This window comes from Xenorhabdus siamensis (assembly GCF_037996745.1).
In the GTDB taxonomy this organism is placed as follows: domain Bacteria; phylum Pseudomonadota; class Gammaproteobacteria; order Enterobacterales; family Enterobacteriaceae; genus Xenorhabdus; species Xenorhabdus indica.
In genome coordinates, this window is record NZ_JBBMXE010000019.1 from 84,334 (window position 1) to 108,884 (window position 24,551).

Here is a 24,551-nt window from a genome sequence, read left to right on the forward strand (position 1 = left end):
AACAGCGAGATAACAAACATCATCATTACAAATCAATCAATTGATTTACATGAGTAATTATTTTCTTAAATCGCAATTAATAATGGTTATTATTATTGATAATAATTATCAACACGGTTAGATATCTTTAGATATTCTGACTAACTTCCGCGACGCAAAGAGCTTCGCTAAAAGATTGCTCAATACTCTGATCGATCGACAAATCAAGGCAGCAGGTCGCCAGACTGAATGGTTTAACATGAACGCCAACGAGCGTGACGACTACATCAGGCAGGTAGGTGAACAGTTGCAAGAAATACAGCAGAGCACCCTGAGTGTATTGGCTGCACAGTATTTTCAGATGCAGGATAACCCTGTTTCTATTGACGACCAGTTGCAGACGCTGCAACAAAGACGGCAGCAGATGAACAGTCAACCTGACACGCCGGCGATCAAGGTTTACAAGCAGCAACTGGATCGCGACATTCTGTTATACAGCCGCCAGCAGATGGCCATAACGCATTTTAACAGCTCTAGGAAAAAGGCTTTGGATATGCTCATTCCCGGTGGCTCCAAGACCTTGAATGCGAAGACTCTGAGGAAGGACGAGGTGGACAAGCTGGCTAAGATAGATGCCAAGATCGAGCATCTGGAACAGCAACTGACTATACAAGTGACTGACACCACGATCAGTCCAAAATACGTGACGTTATTTTCCGAGTTGCAAGCTTACAAAGATGTCAAAGCCCGCTACATCGCCTTGCTCAAAACCCGCCCTGAGGAAGAGACAAAAGAGGCTAATGCTCTCCGCAAGCTGATCGAAGTGCCTCTGACCTCTGATGATCTGCCGGTAAATATTTCACTATTAATGATGGAGGAACGTCCTGGTTACATCCGTATGAACGTCGCTTTGGTCAATACTAGCACTGATGGACGCTTCAAGGACCTCTTCCTGAAAGACGGCAGGCTGGTCGTGCCAAAAGACGGGGTATTCAACTTTTCCTTTGGTACTCCAGCCCGCTCCTTGGCCTGGCAACAACAATACCGTCTCAAGAGTGAGCCGCCATCCTTTCGCTCTCCGACCTATACACCAATTCGCTCGGTACTGGTCAAAATCGAATTCGTCGAGAAGTACTTCGCTAACTACCTGGTTTCGGAAAGCACCGAGCGCGAAGGCTTCAAGGAACATTTTCTGGATAACGATCGCAAGATACTGTTGATCAGCGTTGACCGCAAAGTACCGAACCAAATTGGGATTAAGGTGTCCGGCCACACTCATGAGGTCCCATTGGCCGGCACCTTGAGTGACCTAATCAACCAGAATGCTGATATCACCAGCTTCCAAACTATCGGCTTGGAGGATTTTCGCCAGAACAGTTATGATCCGGATCGTGATGGGCTTTTCATCAATATCCGTGAGCTAGAACGCTCGGTCGGTTTTGCTGGTCGCCAGTACTTGCTGGAAATGCCACAGGGCAAAACCTACTTGTCCGCGACCCCCTTTGGGGTGATGAGCGTTGACGGTGACAAAGTCAGCAGTAGTCACTTGAGCAAGGCACAGACCGACGTACTGTATCAATACAACACCGCATTTTTCGACAAGCTGGAACAACTACTGCATGGCGATGATACGAAGGTCAGTCGTCTGTTCAAAGATAGCAGCGAGCGCACAGCGTTTGAGCAGCAGTTAGTGCGTTTGCTTGAACGCAACCACATCACCCCCGCAGGGGTATTAGTGCCAAAGTACACCCGTGACGGTATGCGCGATATCAAGGGCAATAACCTGAATAAGGTATTGTGGGAACAGGCGTTTGCCGATTCTGTCTGGCAGAACGTCAATAATGATCCACTGTTGTTCAGGTTGGCGGCGAGTTTGGTGGAGAGATTGGCGGAGAACCGTAATCTGGTCAAGGTCCTGCAAAATGGCTATGTGCAAAATGACATTGCCCAGGCCAAGAAGCTGTTGGCGCCACTGTACGAACAGTGGCACATTCAGGCTGTCGAAGAGGAAACTCAGCGGGTTGCCAGTGCCAATGCAGCACGGCATCCAAACAACCCGAAAATACAGGTTTTCGATCAGGTTGAGGTTGAGCGATTGCTGGATAGCAAGTTGCTTACCCTGTTATTGGTCGGTCGCAAGAACCTTGAGAGCAACGATGTGCAACTGAATTTGACGGTTGAAGAGGTGCTGTTGAGTGATGAGGGCAGGAGTCTGCGCAAACAGATCTTTTTCCATGTCTTGCGCCCGGTGGCCGATAGCTTTTCCAAGCTTGCAGTCCCGGTAAATCCCCATGCTGAGTTGATGTCGGAAAGAGATGACAACAAGGTCATAATCAACAATCGGCTGAATCAGCCAGACCCGTTTCTGATCCTCAATACCAGCCCTGAGGAGCAGGTATATCACGATGGTTCGAATCTGATTAAGGACGATAAGTACCGCAGCTACAACCAATTCCGTCCGGATCCCAAGAATAAGGCTACACTCTATATGAATGACCTGGATACCCCGTTCGTAGGCGGGATTTCAGGGACCACTCAGACTGTCAGCAATGTCTTACCGCAATTGTTTGATGTTGCGTTGAGCATCAAGGAGTACTGGCAGTTCCAGATGGCCAACGCGGCTTTCATGATCCGTAACGGCTATCACTCGTTCTTTGAAACCTTCTATGTCGCTGCACGTTACGAACCGGAGAGTGCGGACAGTATCGGTAAGGACATGTTACATATGTTCGATAAGTACCGCGCTGAAGGTAAAGAGAAGGGGGAATTGTATGAGGGCGTAATGGCACGAATCTTGCCGATCATCAATCAGGGCTTGCCAGAGGCTAAGAAGTTCCATTCACCGCGTTTTACCCGCTTTGGTCCAATGCCAGCGCTATCGGAACAGGAGGAAGGTCGCTACCATCATAAATCAGAGAGCATTGCTCCGTTCGATGAAAAACCTGTCAGTCATTGGGAAAAGCCTGTAGTTGAGGCTCACCATGAGGGTGGAATGTCCCGCTTTGATGGTCAGTTGATCATTCAGCTTGAAAACGACCCTGTAGTCAGGGAAGCGGCAGCAAAATTGGTGGGAAAACACCCTGATTCAGTGCTGGTGCAACTGGATGCCCAGGGTCAATACCAGGTGGTTTATGGTGACCTGGCTATCCTGAAGGATAAAGAAAAAATCCGCTGGCAACTGGTTGGTCATAGCCGCGATAGTGGGGATAACCTTCATCACCAGACGCTGGCCGAACGCCTTCCGGAAGATCTGGCGTCACAACTCAGCCAGTTCTGTACAGACTCCGGCGTTAAAACATCCCCTGAACATATCAGTATGGTGAGCTGTTCATTGGCTGGTGAAGACCAGCAGGAAAGCTATGCGCTAAAGTTTGCTCAGTCGCTTGACCAGCGTATTCGTCCACTTTCTGTTAAGGCTTATACCACTCAAATTACTGTCAGCTCTGAAGGCCGGAAACAATTCGTGGAAAACGGTAATAAAGTCACGCTTGTTTTTAATCCGCAGAATAGTGTGTGGGTGAAAACAGTAACGCCAGGTAAATCAGTCCCTGTAGGAGGTATGGCTAACCCGCCACTGGGAAACAAAACGGCTCCGGTTCCAGACAATGTGCAGGTTGACATCCGGCTGCTGGAGATGCTTAACCGTGCAGAGGATTTTCAGCAGGCCACGGAGCAACTGTACAGCAAAAACGCACTGTCCACAGAAAAATGGCAGCCAGTACTGGGCAGCCTCAGGGAGAGTGAGTCCCAGCCGGGAAGTTATTCTTTACAGTTTATTAATACGGAACGGTCTGAGCTTCCTCCCCAGACATTCACGACGGATGACCGACGTATTATTGATTTTATTCATTCTTATGATAAAGATCTCGAGACTGTCAGCAAAACTCACGAGTATACCAAAGGGAAACTCACCCTGCGTACAGGTATCCCCGAAGCAGAAGCTGTTCACGGGCTGAATTCCGCCTTTATGATTAAGACTCTGATCCCTTGGTTTGCCGATAAAAATCGTACCACCGTAGCCAGTGATAAGGTGCCTAATGCGATGCCTAATACGTTAGAGACCGCATTGCGGGTGCACACTTATGTTAATCTGACGCAGATGGCTCATGGTGTGCTGGAGGATGGCTATAAACTCGCCAGTTTGTACAAGGCGGTGGCCAGCGAAGGCCGGGGAGTGACCAGCAGCCTGTTTTCATCACTCTCCCATGTCAGCACTGGTGCCGGGGTGGGGTTAAATATCCTCAGTGTGGGACTGGACGGTATAGAACTGGCACATGCGCAGAATGAATCCCAGAAGGCGGTTTACGGTACACAACTGGCGTTTGATAGTGCTGGCCTGGTTACAACCGGCGTAGGTATTGGTGCCGGGATCTTCGGTGCCCCCATTGTTGCTGGTTTTGCCTCCTCGCTGGCAGTACCACTGGCTGGTTTAGGTATTGGTTTTACGGCTCTGGCCGAGGCGTTCGGCAGGGTAGCCAGTGATGCACAGGCGGTAGGCAATTATTTTGCCGATCTGGAAGCAGCTTATCAGCAGGGTGGATACCGGCAGGCGGAAAAAGTGGCAAAAGATGGCAGCCGTTATACGGTGATGGAACCAATCCCCGGCGCAGTAATCCGTCAGCTCGATTTGCGCCATGGTAATCTGACTTTTGACAGTCAGTATCTCTATCGCAACGACCCGAAATATTCATGGGGTTCGGGTAGGAGTAATTACTTTGGCTGGTGGCCCGGCAGGCCAGCTAATACTGATAAAAAACAGGCAATTAATATCCGTGAAGGCATCGGTCACAAACAGGCGCAGATCGACTTCCATTTCCATCCCAGAAGCAGCGACATACTGATCCTGCCCGTTACCATGAAGTCCTACATTAATTACGAATATATGATCCTGCCCTTCGTCACTGCTCGCAACGACCGGGGATTTGACGTTCTACGACGACTGGAAGAAGACGGACGATTCGACTTTGATTTTTATGCTTTTCCCTCAGAGCGCGTGGTACGCCGTATAAAGCCAGAATTTGTTGAAACACCGATTGACATTATTCTGGACGATGAAGACCGGGATATTGTCATCCAGCAGTTACCGGAGGATGTTCACGGGTTCTTGTCCTACCATCTGACCGGCGGGAAAGGCAAATACCGTATCAGCTTGCAGGAGGGGGTTTCTCTGTCCTTACAGGGAAACACTGATACCCATTGGATACTGGATGCCCGTCATATCGGCTCTAATGTTAACACCCGTCTTAGCAAAGAAGATAACAGACAACTACTGCATATCGGCAATATAAAGATAACCCTGTCTGAAGAGTCGGATAATATTTCTCTGATAAATAATGCAGGGATATTTTCTGTCAAGCAGAACAAAAAGAATCAGTGGCAGATAACAGAGAACGTAACGAATGCTGTGCAGTTTAACAGTCTGCAAGCGTTGCATGATCATCTCAGGCAGTTAAGCAATTATGAACATCACAACAGGCCATATTTAGTGGTGGAACACTACCGGCTCTCACCGCAAAGCCGTCCTGTTGGCCGCGCATTCTATGAGACCGGTCGTGATCGTATGATTTACACCAACGTCCCTGACGCAGCAGATTTTCTCAGCGATGCCGAGCTGGCGAAAGTCGAGGGTAATAAGGCGTGGTTTTACCGGGATGCCACGCTCTGGCAAGTGGATATTGCCAGTGGCGAAGTTCTGCGGCAGTATCTGCCGATAAAATTTCCGGGGTATGATCAGGAGAAAATCAGCAGTCATGTGATGCAGGGCAATGACCAGCTCTGGTTTGTGGTGGAACGCCAGCTAGATGAAGGCCGTATCTCGTATACTTATCAGGTGGCAGAGGAAACGTTGAAACTGGTAGCTATTGACGGAAATACAGTCATGCTGGCTGGTCTGGATAAAATCAGTGAAAAAAACCTCGTTTCGCTGCCTGTTCTTCTCGATTCCAGTGACGGTGAGTTTAATGGCCTTATGTCACCACTAGCGGCGAATCAGTGGTTCACCGGCGATCTCTGTGTGCCGGAACGTCAGGTTAAAGGCAGCCTGGCGGAGGTGATCAGCCTTTCTGGGCGATTGGCTGATGTGGATAGACATTACTGGTTACAGACAGATGGAAAACAGCCGCAAAATCTGATCAGAATGAACCGGGTGAATCCGGATCAGGAGGATGCCGGCATCCTGGCTGAGCTGAAAAAGAAAAATGCGGATTTGCAGGCCCTGACGCCTGATTTCACCCTCGTTTTCACCACGACTGGCGATAAACCGGGTTATTATTTTTACAGCCATCAGAGACATAGTCTTTATTTTCAGCAGGATAATGGCCTGTCCGGCACTCCGGCCAGCAAGGTGGCTGTTGACGATATCAGATCCGTATCCATAGCGAACAAGCAGTTGGTTGTACTTTCCAGTGGGGGGATACTGTGGCTGGCAGATGATCAGGGCAGTATCCGTCTGATCGGGGTGACGGCAGACTGGCTACAGCTTCAATCTCACCAGAAGGCTGACAAGGAGAGTCTGATAGCCGCACTGAGTCAGTTGGTGCGGGATAATCCAGATCGGTTAAGTACCCTGCTGCTGTTGGGGTTGCAGGATAGTAACGGAAAACCAATCAGTGCCTGGTATGACAGTACGGCAGGCCGGGTGGTGCAAGGTGGAGTTGGTCTCATTACAAAACACACGCTGACCTATCTTGGTTTAGCGGAAGATGGCAGTCAGGCATGGATTTTTGACACCGATAACCATCAGTTATATCGTCAACCACTGTCGGCGGAATCTGGCCTTAAATTGAGTGAAAAGCGGGTGCTCTCTGAGGAGCCTGCCGCAGCGGAACTTTGGCCCCAGGCCAGCTATCAATACCGCAGTGCGGTTCGTCAGGGCAATACACTCCGGCTGGAAACCCCGGACGGCGCAGTCTTACTGTTGTCAGTTGATGCCAAGATGACAGACCGCCCGGTGCTGATTGCCTGGCATGTGCAGGGTCGCCCGGACAGTCAAATTGCCTCAGCCATTGTAGCACTCAGGAATGAGGTTGAATTAGCGCAAGCCGTTAGACTATTTTCTGAGCGTGGTTATCCTGCGTGGTACCTGCCGAAGGAAGGGAAAACGCTTCGTTCCAGCATACTTAACTCGAATCATGTTCTGCATTACTTGGGTCAGGTTGCCGGACAGGAGGACAGTTATGTCCATGACCAGACTACCGGAGAATTGTGGCAAGTCAGCGAAGGAAAGTCGACCCTAGTGGGGAATTACCGTTTTATTAACCGAACACCGGAGAGTCTGGTGTTACAGGTGGGTCAGGATCTTTTGGATGAAAAAATCCGCCTGCCGCAACTGGCGGGCATTGATCGGCTGGCCATCACTGGACGTTCAAAAGAATCGTATTACTGGCTTTTCCCCTCCGAGGTGCTGAATCACTATCGGCATATCACGATAGATGACCGGGGTCAGGATTCAGTCATCCGGTTTTCTGATGCCTGCACAGCCAACCTGTCACTCTGGCGCAGTGACCAAAATCTAGTGCTGCTTCATCAGGCATCAGAAGACACCAATATATACATTGTCAATATTGAACAGGTGGCTAAACGTGATATGAGGCTTGAAAGCGTCGGAACTCTGACGCTAAAGAGGACGAAGATAATTTACTTACTGGGAAGAATGGCTGAACTGACGGAATTAAACCCCGATGTCAGTCGTTTCGAACTGGTATCAGAGGAAGATAAATTCAGGATAAAACCAGCTAAGTGTACAGAGAAGCTAGAATAGTTTTCATCTATTCTGGCGCATTCAGTACTTATGCCCCGGATGTAGCACTCTACCGCAGTTACGATAGAACTAGAGTTGGTGAAAAAGGCTCTAGGGTGTAGCGTTAAGCAACTGGTCGATCTAATTGACCAGTTGCATAAATTGGTTTCTGGAGCAATCTGTTTGTCAGTGATTGTCTTATTCATCATCTAAACTCATTGGGCAAATAAATCTACCAGGCTTAATTGCCAACAGATCATATTTAAGTCGATCGATGACATGCTCTACTGTATTACCAAGAAACGCAGCAGCTTCCGGCACACCTTCATGAACATGAGTATAAGCAGGGTAAGAGGTTGGGGGTGAGTAGATCTTGTATCTTGAAAGTGAGTTAGAATAAATATAATTGATTTGGCACAGCGTATGCAGCCCGTCTAGACCCAGGGTTTTAAGCCCGTTGGGTTTTCCTGACTTTTGAGGGGATAAGCACCTTTGGATTTCAAGCGCATAGAATGGTTACAGGGATGCAACCCTACCACCATGAATTTCTGTGTGTATTAGGTCAACACTATCAAGCGGCTATGGTTTTGTCCTTCTTGCTTGCTGTGCTGTTAAAGATGTTCACCGTAATGGATGTTCCCGCTCGGGGTCACCAACGTTATCTTTGCCAATCTTGCCGTCATACCTGATAACTGGAATTGACTTAAATTGAATGCTATCCCCGGATACATCAGCAAATTCTCCTGACACAGAAGTTGTTATTTGTTGTGAAATAGACGAGCAATGGTCGTTTGTAGGAAAACACTGGAAAAGCGACTTGAGCTCTTGTCACCCGTTAATATCCGGTTTTATTGCACCTATGATTATGCCGTTTATGATTGCCATCCTGAAAAAGAGCATCTTGTTGGTAAGACATTTACCCAGCGTATAGAGAGAACCAACCTCACCCATCGTCCCCGGATAAAAAGGCTGAATTGAAAAACGATAGGTTATTCCAAATCAGAAGAGATGCACGACAAAGTCATAGGCACCTTCATTGAACGTAAAAACTATATTTAATGGGCAATCTAACCATTTAATACATGACATTTAAATGGAATTATTCTTAAGCTAAGATAATTTTTATTTATTAGGTTGCTAATTATAGCTAATAAAAAATGAATAAGTTCATCTAAAAAATAAAAACAGAATATCTTATTCTGATTTGCCAAACTAATTATTTATTCCGTTGTTAGATAAATTGTTATGGCATTAATTTTTATTAACCAGAAATTAAACTATGTAATTTAAAAACCTGATAGAAAATACCACCTAAATATCCTGAACAACGTTTTATGCATGAATTATATTTTTCTCCAGTCAAATGAATAAAACAAAAAGCAAGAAAAAATGGTTTTGATGATCCTACAGATTGAACATTTTCAAACAACTAACAGATTCGTTGAGATGAGGTAATAAATGAAAGATAATATTGCTACAACGGGAAATAGTCTTAATGGTGAAGCACTTTCTGGAATAAATACCCTGCAATTATTCACACCCAGTGAATTATTTTGGTATCAGCGTTTTATCGCTTTGCACCCTCTCCAGTTACCTTTCGACATACCTCATAAGATTGTAGAACCCCGTTGGGCAATCAGCCGTTGGCAGTCCCCGTCTCCCCAAAAGGGTCAAGAGGCTCCATGGCAAATAGTGTTGCAGGCATTTGTTATCTATCTTGCGCGCCTGTCTCAGCAGTCTGCATACCAAATCGGCTGGAGTGCTGCATTAAACGATAACCAGGCAAATCTGGCCTCAGTAGTGCCCATGAACATTGAAGTAGCATGGGACAAGTCGTGGCGAGGGGTAGCTGACGCGGTTGATGATGAACTTGCCCGACTGGCGCAACACCAGACATTCAGTCGTGACCGCCTTTCCCATTTACTTTCACTGTATGCCATTCCTGAATTAAGTACTCACCATCCGTGGCCTGTCGCTGTTTCGGTAATACAGGATGGTAGACCGTGTGATCAACAGGCGTCGGGTGAATTACTGACACTTCAGGTAAATGGACAAGGTAGTTTCCGTTGGATTTATGATGCAAATCGCCTGAGCGGGGAAGTGATTGCGCGTATGGATGACCATTTACAAATGTTGCTGTTATCAAAAGGAAGAAGTGATGGTATCCCCATTGGGCAGCTTAATTTGTTGCCGGAGGCGGAACGGACATTGCTATTAGAAACCTGGAACGCCACGGAAACTACCTACCCGAACCAGTCATGTATTCATCAGGTGTTTGAGCAACAAGCGGAGAAGACCCCACAGGCGACAGCTCTGATAGCGGGCGATAAGCACCTGAGCTATAAGGCGCTGAATACATGGGCTAATCAGTTGGCTCACCAGCTTATCAAACAAGGTGTTTGTCCCGGCGATCATATTGTATTGCTGTTCGAACGTTCCATCATGCTGGTGGTGGTTCAACTGGCGGTGCTTAAAGCTGGTGCGGTTTACGTTCCCCTTGATCCCACTGTACCGGATAAACGGAAAAACTGGCTGATCAATGACTGTGCCGCCAAATTGTTACTCACCGATACACAGACAGCGATCCCGGCTGATCTGGTTGTACCGCTGCTTCGTCTTTCCGATGAGAGCAATACAAGCAGCGAGCAACAGAGCGTTAATCCTGATTTGCCGCGTGCCAGCACCGAATTAGCCTATATCATGTACACCTCCGGCTCGACTGGCACTCCAAAAGGGGTACTGGTGCCACACCGTGCTGTGGTCCGGCTGGTTATCAATAATAGTTATGCGGCCATCAAACCGGATGATCGGGTAGCTTTTACTGCGAACCCAGCTTTTGATGCCAGCACCTTTGAAGTCTGGGCGCCGTTGCTTAACGGCGGGGCGCTGGTAGTGATTGATCACACCACCTTATTGACGCCGGTAGAGTTAGTCCGGGCTCTACAGACTCACCATATCACAGTCCTGTGGTTGACCATCGGGCTGTTTAACCGGCTGGCGGTAGAGTTGTCCGTGGTGCTGCCGCAGATAAAAATATTGATTTTTGGCGGTGATATCCCCGATTTATCGGTGATTGCTCAGGTTCTGAAACATCGTCCGCCACAACAACTTTTACAGGCTTATGGCCCGACGGAAGGCACCACTTTTACAACAATATATCCTATTGAGGGGCTGGAAGACGGTATGATCCGGCTCCCCATTGGCCGGCCTATCGCCAATACACGGATTTATCTGCTGGATAGTCATGGACATCCCGTACCGTTGGGGGCAATTGGCGAAATTTATGTGGGGGGCGACGGCGTAGCCTGTGGCTATCTGAACCGGCCTGAATTGACGACCGAATTTTTCCTTGTTGATCGGTTCAGTGATAGCCCGGCGGCGCGCATGTACCGTACCGGGGATTTAGCCCGTTACCGGCCGGACGGCAATCTGGAATTTCTGGGCCGTAATGATCAGCAGGTGAAAATTCGCGGCTTCCGCATTGAGCCGGGGGAAATTGAGGCACGGCTGGCCGAGTCCCCGTTGGTACGTGAAGCCGTAGTGCTGGTGCTAGGTGATGGGATGGACAAACGGCTGGTGGCCTATGTCGTGGCAGATATGGATGAAGAATTGGTTAACAGCCTGCGTACCCACCTGAGTGCAGTTTTGCCGGATTATATGGTGCCGGTGGCTTTTGTGCGTCTGGATGCGTTTCCCTTAACGCCAAACGGTAAACTGGATCGCCGGGCATTGCCGGCACCGGACAGTGAGGCGTTTGCCCGGCAGATCTATGAAACCCCGCAGGGGGAAACGGAAATGGCGTTGGCAGCGATTTGGGGTGAATTACTGGGCATGGAGCAGATCAGCCGCCATGACAGTTTCTTTGCGTTGGGAGGGCCATTCATTGCTCGCTGTACGTATGATTGGTCGCCTGCGTCAGCAGGGATTGGCACTGACAGCGCGTGATTTGTTCCGGTCGCCGGTGTTGTCCGATCTGGCGCAAACAGTGGGGCAGCATCAAGCCATCGAAATTCCGCCGAATGTGATTACTCCCGCAACACAGCAACTGACTCCGGCCATGTTGCCGCTGGTGGATTTAACGCAGGCGGATATTGACCACATTGTTGGACAAGTGCCGGGCGGGGTGGCGAATATTCAGGATATCTATGCCTTATCGCCGTTGCAGGACGGTATTTTGTTCCACCATTTACTGGCACGGGAAGGGGATCCGTACCTGTTAACCGTCCAGATGGCGTTTGCTGATCGGTCTTTGCTGGATCGTTATCTGGCAGCAATGCAACGGATGATTGACCGTCACGATATTTTACGCACCGCCTTTATCTGGCAAAACATATCCGTACCCGTGCAGGTCGTCTGGCGTCATGCTGCCTTATCCGTGACTGAACTGATACTGGATCCGGCAGAGGGCCCCGTGAGCCAGCCAATTGGCGGCCCGTTTTAACGTCAGTCATTATCGTCTTGACCTGAGCGATGCACCATTATTGCGCTTTGTGGTGGCGCAGGAAACGGATGGCCGTTGGATTGCCCTGCAATTACTGCATCACCTGATTGGTGACCATGAAACGCTGGAAGTGATGCACCGTGAAGTGCAGGCTTACCTGACAGGGCAAGAGGCAAGCCTGCCTGCGCCGGTGCCGTTCCGTAATCTGGTGGCGCAGGCCCGGTTGGGCGTCAGTCAGGCAGCCTATACCCGTTTCTTTACCGAGATGCTGGCGGACGTGACGGAGCCGACCCTGCCATTCGGGCTGGCGGACGTCCATCTGGATGGAACGCAGGAAAGAGAATGTTACCGGCTGCTGACACCGGAACTGAATGACCGTCTGCGCCGTCAGGCCCGGCAGCAGGGGGTCAGTTTGGCGGCGTTGTGTCATCTGGCCTGGGCTCAGGTGTTGGCGCGCAGTAGCGGACAAGAAAGAGTGGTGTTCGGCACCGTATTATTTGGACGTATGACCAGCGGCGAAGGAACAGAGGGAGGAATGGGCTTGTTTATTAATACCCTGCCGTTACGGCTGGATATGGATGACACCCCGGTACAAGACAGCGTACAGGCCGTCCATCACCGGCTGGCGGGATTACTTGCCCATGAGCATGCGTCATTGGCGCTGGCGCAACAGTGTAGCGGTGTTGAACGTGGTACGCCCCTTTTTAGTGCCCTGTTAAATTATCGACATAATGATCAATCGAATCAATTGGATAAATCGCTGGAAGGGATTGAGTTATTAGACGGCCAGGAGCGGACCAACTACCCATTAACATTATCGGTGGAGGATTTTGGCAAAGCACTGGGCCTGACAGTACAAATAGTGCAGTCATTTGAGCCAGAGCGGATATGCAGCTATATGCAGCAGGCGTTGGAAAGTCTGGTGGACGCACTGGAACAAACCCCGGAAATCCCGGTACGACAGTTGGACATCTTGCCACAAGCAGAACGTATACGGTTATTAAAAACCTGGAACAGGACGGAAACCGCTTATCCTGAGACGTTGTGTATCCACCAGTTGTTTGAACAGCAGGCGGCGAAAACGCCACAGGCCACCGCGCTGGTCTATGAAAACCAGACGCTCAGTTATGCAGAATTAAATGCCCAGGCTAACCGGCTGGCCCATCAATTAATGGCTCTGGGCGTGGAACCGGAGCAACGAGTCGCCATTTGCGTGGCACGTTCACCGGCCATGGTGGTTGGGTTGCTGGCCGTCTTAAAAGCGGGAGGCGCTTATGTGCCGCTGGACCCGGCTTATCCGGGAGAACGCTTGGCTGATAATCTGAGGGATGCTGAGCCGGCGATAGTGCTGGCCGATAATACTGGCCGGACAGCTTTGGGTGAGCAAGCATTGGCAGGACGAAGGGTGCTTGATCCAAATATCTTATTTGAACAGTCAGATAGTAACCCACAGATAGCGGTATTGACTTCACGCTCTCTGGCGTATGTGATGTATACTTCCGGCTCGACGGGTCGGCCAAAAGGGGTGATGGTAGAACAGGGTTCTTTGTTAAATTTATATGCAGTACTGACAAAGCGTGTTTTTGCCAATTCATCTGCACCTTATCGGGTTAGTCTGAACGCCAGTATTTCATTTGATGCATCACTGCAAAATTTATTGAGTCTCTTGAATGGCTACACATTGGTCATTGTGTCACAAGAGGTGCGAGTTGATGGTGCGGCCTTATTACAATTTCTCATTAAGGCTGACCTTGACGTATTGGATTGTACGCCAATGCAATTAGAGATGTTATTGGCTGCGGGCATATGTCAGCATAAAAAAGCTTTAGTACTACTGGTTGGCGGTGAAGCCATATCAACACAAACCTGGCAGACTGTAATCGGCATCCCACAACTGACTGCCTATAATGTCTATGGTCCAACGGAATGCACAGTAGATGCAACACTGGCGCATATAGGCCCAGAGCATCCTTACCCAATAATTGGTCGCCCATTAGATAATACCCGGCTTTATTTACTGGATAATTTTGGTCAGCCTGTACCACTAGGAGCCGTGGGAGAACTGTATATTGGCGGGGTAGGAGTGGCAAGAGGTTATCTGAACCGCCCTGAGTTAACCGCCGAACGTTTTCTGGCTGATCCGTTCAGTGATACCCCGGATGCACGCATGTACCGCAGCGGGGATTTAGCCCGTTATCGGTCGGATGGCAATCTGGAATTTCTCGGCCGTAACGATCAGCAGGTGAAAATTCGGGGCTTTCGTATTGAACCGGGGGAAATTGAAGCTCGATTGGCAGAGCACCCGGCAGTGCATGAATCAGTCGTGTTGACGCAGGGAGAAGGGCAGGATAAGCGGCTGGTGGCTTATGTGGTCACAGAAACGGTGGGGGATGCAGGGCTGGCAAACAGCCTGCGTACCCATCTAAGTGCAGTTTTACCGGATTACATGGTGCCGGCAGCTTTTGTGCGTCTGGACAGCATCCCACAAACCCCGAATGGTAAGTTAGATCGCCGGGCACTGCCGGCCCCGGAGGAAGACGCTTTTGCCCGGCAAGCGTATGAAGCCCCGCAGGGGGCAATGGAAATCACATTGGCGGCAATTTGGGAAGAATTACTGGGTATTGAACAAGTCAGCCGACACGACAGTTTCTTTGCGCTGGGCGGGCATTCGTTGCTTGCGGTGCGTATGATTGAGCGCCTGCGTCAGCAGGGATTAACACTGACAGCGCGGGATTTGTTTCGGTTGCCGGTGTTGTCTGATCTGGTGCAAACGTTGGGACGGTATCAGACCGTCGAAGTCCCGCCGAATGTGATCACCGCCGAAACGCAGCAACTGACTCCGGCGATGTTACCGCTGGCAGATTTAACCCAGGCGGATATTGACCATATTGTCGGACAGGTACCGGGCGGGGTAGCAAATATTCAGGACATCTACGCGTTATCCCCGTTGCAGGACGGGATTTTATTCCACCATTTACTGGCACGGGAAGGGGATACCTACCTGTTGAGTGGTCAAATGGTGTTTGTTGATCGCGCGTTGCTGGATCGTTATCTGGCAGCGATACAACGTGTGGTTGATCGTCACGATATTTTACGCACCGCCTTTATCTGGCAAGGTGTATCTACACCAGTGCAGGTGGTCTGGCGTCATGCCCCTTTGTCAGTAACGGAGCTCATACTGGACCCGGCCGATGGGCCAGTTAGCAGGCAACTGGATGAACGTTTTAACATCAATCAATATCGCCTTGATCTGAGTGATGCGCCGTTATTGCGCTTTGTAGTGGCAAAGGAAGCGGATGACCGTTGGATTGTGCTGCAATTACAGCATCACCTGATTGGTGATCATGAAACACTGGAAGTGATGCACCGTGAAGTGCAGACCTGCCTGACGGGACAGGAAGAGAGCCTGGCTGCGCCTGTGCCGTTCCGCAATCTGGTGGCACAAGTCCGGTTGGGCGTGAGTCAGGCAGCCCACACCCGTTTCTTTACTGACATGTTAGCGGAAGTGACAGAGCCGACCCTGCCATTTGGGCTGGCGGAGGTCCATCTTGATGGATCGCAGGAAAGGGAATGTTACCGATTGCTAACGCCGGAACTGAATGACCGCTTGCGCCGTCAGGCCCGCCAGCATGGGGTGAGTCTGGCGGCTTTGTGTCATCTGGCTTGGGCTCAGGTATTGTCGCGTACCAGTGGACAGGAAAAAGTGGTGTTCGGCACCGTGCTGTTTGGGCGTATGAGCGCTGGAGAAGGGGCAGACAATGGGATGGGCTTGTTTATTAATACCTTGCCATTGCGGTTGGATATGGATGATACCCCGGTTCGGGACAGCATACAGACCGTCCATCGCCGGCTGGCGGGATTACTTGCCCATGAGCATGCGTCACTGGTGTTGGCACAACAGTGCAGTGGCATTGAACGCGGTACGCCCCTCTTTAGCGCTTTGCTAAATTATCGGCACAATAGCCCCTCAGCACCGGCGGATAATACATTGGCAGGCATTGAGTTTTTAGATGGCAAGGAACGCACCAACTATCCCTTTGTGTTGTCGGTGGAGGATTTTGGTGATGCACTGGGATTGACGGCGAGTGTCGTGCAACCATTTGAGCCGGAGCAGATATGGGGCTATATGCAGCAGGCACTGGAAAGTCTGGCAGATGCGCTGGAGCACACCCCGGATAGGCAGGTGCGGGCATTAGACATCCTGCCACAAGCGGAACGCACACAGTTGTTAACCGCTTGGAACGCAACGGAAACGCCGTATCCTGAAGCCTTGTGTATTCACCAGCTGTTTGAACAGCAGGTGGCGAAAACCCCGGATGCCATCGCCCTGATCGATGGAGATCAGACCCTCAGTTACGCGGAATTAAACGCCAGAGCTAACCAGTTGGCTCATCAGTTGATTGAACTGGGGGTTGAACCGGAACAACGGGTCGCGGTTTGTGTGTCAAGGTCATCCGCAATGGTGATTGGGTTATTAGCCATACTGAAAGCCGGTGGGGCCTACGTGCCGCTGGATCCTGCTTATCCGGCCGATCGGCTGGCATATATGCTTGAAGACGCCGCCCCCGTGGTGGTACTGACCCAAACCGAATGGGTTGACCGGCTAGCCAACACTGTGCCCACCGTGGTACTTGATGCTCAGGCAGCATTCTTGATGTCACTTTCCACCGATAACCCAGATGCTCAGGCGTTGGGACTGACATCGCACCATCTGGCTTATGTGATCTACACTTCCGGCTCTACGGGCCTGCCCAAAGGCGTGATGAACAGTCATCACGCCTTGTGTAACCGCTTATTATGGTTTGTCCGCGATATCGTAACGGTGCCATTGGTAGGGGCACTGAAAACCAACATCAGCTTTGTTGATTCTGTCACCGAGATGCTGAGCGTCTTGTTGTCCGGTGGCAAACTGGTCGTTTTCAGTGATCAGGCAGTGAAAGATCTTGACCGTTTCTGTGATGGTTTACGCCGCTTTGACGTCAATTATCTGGTACTGGTGCCCTCGTTACTAAAACACTTAATTCAAGTCCATGGCGATAAGTTAAAATTCATCAGGACGCTGGTTTGCAGCGGAGAACGGCTGGCGCCTGAACTGGCCCGACAAGTTGTGGCAGATTACCCCTGGCTGCGTCTGTTAAATTTTTATGGTTCATCCGAAATTAATGGTGATGCTACCTGGTATGAATATAAAGCTCAGACCGGGATCCCGGAAGCATCAGTGATTGGCCGCCCAATCGCCAATACCCGCATCTATCTTCTTGATCCTGCTGGACAACCTGTCCCTCTTGGCGTGATCGGAGAAATTTATATTGCCGGTGCCGGCGTGGCCCGTGGTTACCTAAATCGCCCCGAATTAACGGCTGAATGTTTCCTTCATGATCCATTTAGTGGTAGCCCGGATGTGAAGATGTACCGCACCGGGGACTTAGCCCGTTACCGGCCGGACGGTAATCTGGAGTTTCTGGGGCGTAATGACCAGCAGGTGAAAATCCGCGGCTTTCGGATTGAACCGGGGGAAATTGAAGCCCGGTTGACAGAGTATCCGGCAGTGCGTGAGGCAGCAGTACTGGCTCTGGGGGATGGAACAGAGAAATGGTTAGTGGCTTATGTGGTCGTGGAAGAGGAGGAAGAGCTGGCAAACAGCCTGAGAACGCATCTGAGCGCGGTTTTACCGGATTATATGGTGCCGGCGGCCTTTGTACGTTTGGATGCGTTTCCACTGACGCCGAATGGTAAGCTGGATCGCCGGGCGCTGCCAGCCCCGGACGGTGACGCCTTTGCCCGGCAAACTTATGCAGCCCCGCAGGGAAAAACCGAAATGACGCTGGCAGCGATTTGGGGAGAATTACTGGGCATTGAGCAAATCAGTCGTCATGACAGCTTCTTTGCACTGGGCGGGCATTCATTGCTTGCGGTGCGTATGATTGAACGCTTGCGCCGGCAGGGGTTAACACTGACAGCACGGGAGTTGTTCCGGTCGCCAGTGTTGTCCGAGCTGGCGCAAACATTGGGGCAGCATCAGGCCATCGAGATCCCCCCGAATATGATTACCCCCGCGACAAAACAACTGACTCCGGCCATGTTGCCGCTGGTGGATTTAACGCAGGCGGATATTGACCACATTGTCAAGCAAGTTCCAGGGGGGATAGCGAATATTCAGGATATCTACGCCTTATCGCCATTGCAGGACGGGATTTTGTTCCATCATTTACTGGCACACGAAGGGGATCCGTACCTGTTAAGTGTCCAGATGGCGTTTGCGAACCGTGCGTTGCTGGATCGTTATCTGGCGGCAGCGCAACAGATCGTTGAACGGCATGATATCTTACGCACCGCGTTTATCTGGCAAGGGATATCGGTACCGGTGCAGGTCGTTTGGCGTCATGCCTCTTTGTCAGTGACAGAGCTGACGCTGGATCCGGCTGACGGTCCGGCGATTGACCAGTTAAGCCGCCGTTTTGATCCCAGTTATTATCATCTTGATCTGAATCAAGCCCCGTTATTGCACGTTGTGGTGGCGCAGGAAGCCGATGGCCGTTGGATTGTTCTGCAATTACTGCATCATCTGATTGGTGACCATGAAACGCTGGAGGTGATGCACCATGAAGTACAGAGCTGCCTGACAGGACAGGCACAGAGTCTGACGGCGCCTGTCCCGTTCCGCAATCTGGTAGCACAGGCCCGGTTGGGCGTGAGTCAGGCAGCCCATACCCGTTTCTTTACCGACATGCTGGCAGAAGTGGAAGAACCAACACTGCCGTTCGGGCTGGCGGCGGTCCATCTGGATGGATCACAGGAAAGGGAATTTTACCGATTGCTAACGCCCGGAACTAAATGATCGTTTGCGCCGTCAGGCCCGGCAGCAGGGGGTCAGCTTGGCCGCTTTGTGTCATCTGGCCTGGGCACAGGTATTGGCGCGCAGTAGCGGACAAGAAAAAGTGGTATTTGGCACTGTGTTGTTTGGGCGTATGACCGGAGGCGAAGGGACAGAGGAGGGAATGGGATTATTTATCAATACCTTGCCATTGCGGTTGGATATGGATGATACCCCGGTTCGGGACAGCGTACAGGCGGCCCATCACCGGCTAGCGGGATTATTAGCCCATGAACATGCGTCATTGGCGCTGGCGCAGCAGTGTAGCGGGGTTGAGCGTGGTACACCACTCTTTAGCGCTCTGCTCAATTACCGGCATATCAATTACCCGCATATCAATTACCCGCACAATGGTCCCTCAGCGCTGTCGGATGACACATTGGCAGGCATTGAATTTTTAGACGGCAAGGAACGCACCAACTACCCCTTTGGGTTGTCGGTGGAGGATTTTGGTGACGCATTAGGATTGACGGCAAGTGTGGTACTGCCGTTTGAGCCAGAGCGGATATGGGGCTATATGCAGCAGGCACTGGAAAGTCTGGTGAACGCGCTAGAAAAAGCCCCGGAAACACCAGTACGGGCATTAGAAATTCTGCCGCAAGCGGAGCGGACTTTATTGTCAGGCATCTGGAACGCGGCAGAAACCACTTATCCTGAAGTATTGTGTATCCACCAACTGTTTGAACAGCAGGTGGCGAAAACTCCGCAGGCCATAGCACTGGAATATCAGGGACAAACGCTCAGTTACGCCGAATTAAATACCTGGGCGAACCGGCTGGCACATAAATTGATTGAGTTAGGGATCGGGCCGGAGCAACGGGTTGCGATTTGTGTGGCACGCTCACCGGTTATGGTAATGTCCCTCTTAGCCGTACTGAAAGCCGGTGGAGCCTATGTGCCACTCGACACAACCTACCCGGCAGAGCGTCTGGCTTATATCCTGAGTGACAGCACTCCATCGGTGATATTAGCGGATGGGGTCGGACAGTCCATCTTGGGTGACAACGTGCTGGCTGAATTGACCGTTCTTGACCCGACGGTGCTGCCGGATCAACCGGACAGCAACCCGCAGGTTTCAACATTAACACCGCAAAATCTGGCCTATGTGATTTACACCTCCGGATCTACCGGCACGCCGAAAGGGGTGATGGTGGAGCATCAGGCGATTTATCAGCGTACTTTGGCAGTGAATGAGCTTTATGGTGTGACGGCGCAGGATCGGGTATTGCAGTTTGCGGCGTTTGCCTTTGATGTCGCTGTCGAGGAATGTTTCTCCTCATTATGTCAGGGTGCCACACTGGTGGTCCGTGATGATAGCTGGCTGGCTTCTATGCCGGAATTTATTACTTTAACCCGCGAAAACCGTATTACGGTGCTGTTCCTGCCGACATTATTCTGGTCTGAACTGGCTGCCAGAAAACCGGGATTACTGCTGCCGGACGCGCTCCGGCTGGTTATTATCGGCAGTGAAGCGGTGCAGAAAACAGCCCTTCAGAACTGGTTTGCCCAGGTCGGTCACCGTCCCCGGTTATTAAACGCCTATGGTCCGACAGAAAATACCGTCACCGCCACCTGTCAAGCAGTTGTCTCCGCTGAGGATGACCGTTCTATCGGCCAGCCGCTCAGCAATACCCACATTTACCTGCTGGACAGCCACGGGCAACCAGTGCCGTTAGGCGGTGTGGGGGAAATCTATATTGGAGGCGTGGGGGTGGCGCGGGGGTATCTGAACCAGCCAATTTTAAGTGAAGCACGTTTTATCCCCGACCCCTTTAGCCCCGTATCGGAGGCGCGGATGTACCGCACCGGGGATATGGCCCGTTATCGGCCAGACGGCAGTCTGGAATTCCTCGGCCGTAATGACCAGCAAGTAAAAATTCGCGGTTTCCGTGTTGAACCGGGAGAAATTGAAACCCGTTTGCTGGAGCACCCAGCGGTACAGGAGGCGGTCGTGCTGGCACGAGATGACGGACAAGGTAAACGGCTGGTGGCCTATGTCATTGTGGAAACGGGGGCAGCAGAAGCCGATGAAACGCTGGTTAACAACCTGCGTACTCACCTGAGTGCTGTTTTGCCGGATTATATGGTGCCGGCGGCTTTTGTACGTCTGGACAGCTTCCCACAGACGCCGAATGGCAAACTGGATCGCCGGTCCCTGCCGGCACCGGATGGAGAGGCTTTTGCCCGGCAAACTTATGCGGCCCCACAGGGGGAAATGGAAATCGCGTTAGCGGCGATTTGGCAAGAAGTCTTAGGGATTGAACAGATCAGCCGGCATGATAATTTCATTGCACTGGGCGGCCATTCATTGCTGGTAATGCAGGTAATGAACCGAATAGCAGCTTTAGGGATGGAATTGACACTGAGTGAACTGTTTAGCTCCCCTTCTTTAGCGGCCCTGGCTGAAAAACTTCATACCCGGTTTGAACAACAAAGCACATTGCCCCCCATTCTGCCTCTCTCCCGTGAGGGAGGATTGCCACTGTCATTCGTTCAAGAGCGCCTGTGGCTCTTGACGCAATTTAAAGGTGTCAGTGAACGCTACCATATGCCGCTCGTGTGGCATCTGCGTGGACAACTGGATATCGCAGCCTGGCAGCAGGCGCTGGATGTGTTATTTGCCCGTCATGAAGCCCTGCGTTCGGTCTTTGTTTCTGTTGATGGTCAGCCTCAGGTCCGTCTGCTGGCGGCAGACCGCGGACTGCCGTTGGTTCATTATGACCTGCGTGAGTGCCCGGATGCCGAAACAGCATTGGAACGATTGCGTATTGAGGAGGTATCTGCGCCATTTGATCTCAGCCAGGGCCCGCTTGTTCGAACGATGCTTATCCGGCTGGCGGATGACGACTATCAGTTTTTGCTGACACAGCACCATATTATTTCCGATGGCTGGTCAGTGAAAGAAGTGCTGATAGCTGAACTGAACACGCTCTATACGGCTTTTCTGGCCGGGCAACCGGATCCTTTACCCGCGCTGACGATCCAGTACCCTGATTATGCAGCCTGGCAGCGGCAGTGGTTTTCCGCTGAACGTATGCAGGCACAAGCTGACTATTGGCGCACGGCGTTGGCTGATGCACCGGCTCTGCTGAATCTGCCGACAGACCGACCACGCCCGTCTGAGCAGTCGTTTGTCGGGCAGGTTTTACCCATCAATTTGGATACGGAATTAATAGCCGCCCTGAAACGCCTGAGTGCGCAGTACAATGTCACGTTATTTATGACCTTATTGTCTGCCTGGACGGTGGTTTTAGCGCGTTTGTCCGGTCAAGAGGATATTATTGTTGGCACTCCCAGTTCTGGCCGTAGTCGTCAGGAAGTGGAGCCTTTAATTGGATTCTTCGTGAATATACTGGCGTTGCGCACGAGGGTTTCGGATGACTTGACGGTGGCAGAGTTGTTGGCACAAGTCCGGCAAACCACATTAGCGGCACAGGTGCATCAGGATTTGCCGTTTGAGCAGGTGATGGAAAATGTGCAGCCGTCACGCCCGCTAGACCATATGCCGTTGTGCCAGGTGATGTTTGCCTGGCAGGATTATGAAGATCCCCACTGGACACTGCCGGGGCTGACAGTATCATCGGTTATTCATGATTTAAATATTATTAACTGTGATCTCGAAATAGAGTTTTTTGAGGAGAATGGCGTGATTGCCGGGGTGATAAATTATGCCACGGCCCTGTTTGATCAATCGACCATAGAACGACACATTGACTATTTTCTTATTGTGCTGCAAGCCATGGTGAATAACCCTCAACAACGGATTGGAAAAATGGATACTCTGAGAATGGCAAAGTAATAGTATTAATTTAACCTGACGATAAAAATCCGGTATTGATTGTTCATACCGGATTTTTTTAGATGCCTCTTTAATATGTCATTTTTACTTCAATGTGTTGTAATTTATTTTTAAATACGCGTATTTTAATTTGTTCAGGCGTCATGGGTGCCGTTCTAAATCATTTTGTAACTTTATTTTGTTGAATTGAATTTTGTTGAATTGAAAAAAGCCAGCATGTTATTCCAGCCACTAAAGAAACAATGATGATCAAACTCCAGGTACTCACATATCCATCTGATTGAATATAAGCGCCGATTAAAATATAGGTAGGCATAAGAAGAATGTGTCTGATTGTTGTTAATATCCCGCTTATACGCCCGCGATGGCTGCTTGGAGAGTGATTAGCCAAATATACACCTTCTTTGGTTAAAAGTAGAATTTCTCCAATAGCAAGGAAAAACCACGCTATAAACTGCATACTGACTGAACTATAAAATAGTATCAAACTATATCCTAGTGCAAAAATAAAACCGGAGATGGAAAGACTTTTAATGTCGCATAAATTTGACGTTAATCTGATTATTGACGGTGTAATAATAACGACTAAAATGCTTACAAATGTCATTAATTGTCCGTATAAGATCGGACCTTGCTTGTCAAATACATGGCTTAAGTAGAGGGGAGTGGTTATTGTCATTTGGTTTAAGGCAAACCAAAGAAAGGTACACAAAACTCCGAAAATAAGTAATCTGGGTCGCTCCTTAAACACCTTCCATACTGAACCGTCAGTCGCTTTTTCAAGTTCTGAAAGTTCTATTTCACTGGTTCTATGATCGCGAATATGATTGTCTACACCGAATAAAACGATGAGAACAGCGATTAAGCTCGCAATCCCATTTCCCCAAAAAACCCAGGCCGTAAAATTCCAAAAAAGGTAGCCAGCCAATATGGGTCCAATGCCGGAGCCTAAGCTGTATGCAAGGTAACTTAATGACATAACAGCACTGCGATTATTTGGAGACGATATACCTGCAACAAGTGCATTACTGGCAGGAATAGACACGCCATAAAAGGAATAGCTTAAAAAAAGTAAAACAGGAAGCATCACAGGCCAGTCTGAAAAAAAACCGCTAACGATTAGAACCAGTGAACCGGCAATTTCTCCATATACCATCACTCTTTTATGCCCGAAAGAATCAGCTATTTTACCGCCAATAAGACTACCTATAAGAAAAAGCGCGGTTATCCCCATAGCTAACCCGCCGGCTATCGTTGTTGAGTACCCAAGTTTTTGTGTTAGCAAAAGAATAATAAATGGTATAATAAAATTTCCAAGACCAAGAACAAATTTTGCTAATGCAATAAAATATATATCTTTAGGTAAACCTCGGTACATCAATAATGGCGTAAAAAGCTTCATGGGTGTTTACATTTCCCTACTGTTTGAAAAATTGCTTTATTGGAAAAGGAAGGGCTCAACGTTAAGAATTTTATGCGAAAAGGTAATGATAACATACATGTTAAATGTATCATGCTAAATATCATATGATTTCAGTTCAGGAAAACAAACAAAAATATCAACAAGTATAATGAATTTCGTGATGATGATTGATTATATGACATCTCAATATCTAAAATTAAAAAATATTCACTAACAATAAACTAACCATCTAGTGTTAATAGTGTAATATAATTGTTTTTGTGTTTATTAAAATATATCTATTGTGAATTTAAAGTT

2 protein-coding genes and 3 pseudogenes are annotated in these 24,551 nt (G+C 49.7%); 3 read left to right on the forward strand and 2 right to left on the reverse strand.

The window, feature by feature from the left end; genetic code table 11:
* The first annotated feature begins 175 nt into the window (after positions 1–175).
* Complete coding sequence (locus AAC852_RS18170; protein WP_340622197.1) at positions 176–7,738, forward strand: TcdA/TcdB pore-forming domain-containing protein; 7,563 nt, start codon at positions 176–178, stop codon at positions 7,736–7,738.
* 177 nt (positions 7,739–7,915) lie between these two features.
* Here AAC852_RS18170 and AAC852_RS18175 read toward each other — a convergent pair.
* Positions 7,916–8,059 (reverse strand): annotated as a pseudogene (locus AAC852_RS18175) (universal stress protein UspE); the annotation flags it as partial.
* Between the two features lie 412 nt (positions 8,060–8,471).
* On the opposite strand from AAC852_RS18175, the pseudogene AAC852_RS18180 reads away from it, so the two are divergent.
* Together AAC852_RS18180 and AAC852_RS18185 are read left to right on the forward strand one after the other, a co-directional pair.
* Positions 8,472–8,776 (forward strand): annotated as a pseudogene (locus AAC852_RS18180) (IS1 family transposase); the annotation flags it as partial.
* A 399-nt stretch (positions 8,777–9,175) separates the two neighbouring features.
* Positions 9,176–22,816 (forward strand): annotated as a pseudogene (locus AAC852_RS18185) (amino acid adenylation domain-containing protein); the annotation flags it as partial.
* Between the two features lie 175 nt (positions 22,817–22,991).
* Here AAC852_RS18185 and AAC852_RS18190 read toward each other — a convergent pair.
* Entirely contained in the window at positions 22,992–24,233 is a 1,242-nt protein-coding gene (locus tag AAC852_RS18190) for an MFS transporter (protein ID WP_340622198.1), read from the reverse strand.
* Between the last annotated feature and the right edge of the window lie 318 nt (positions 24,234–24,551).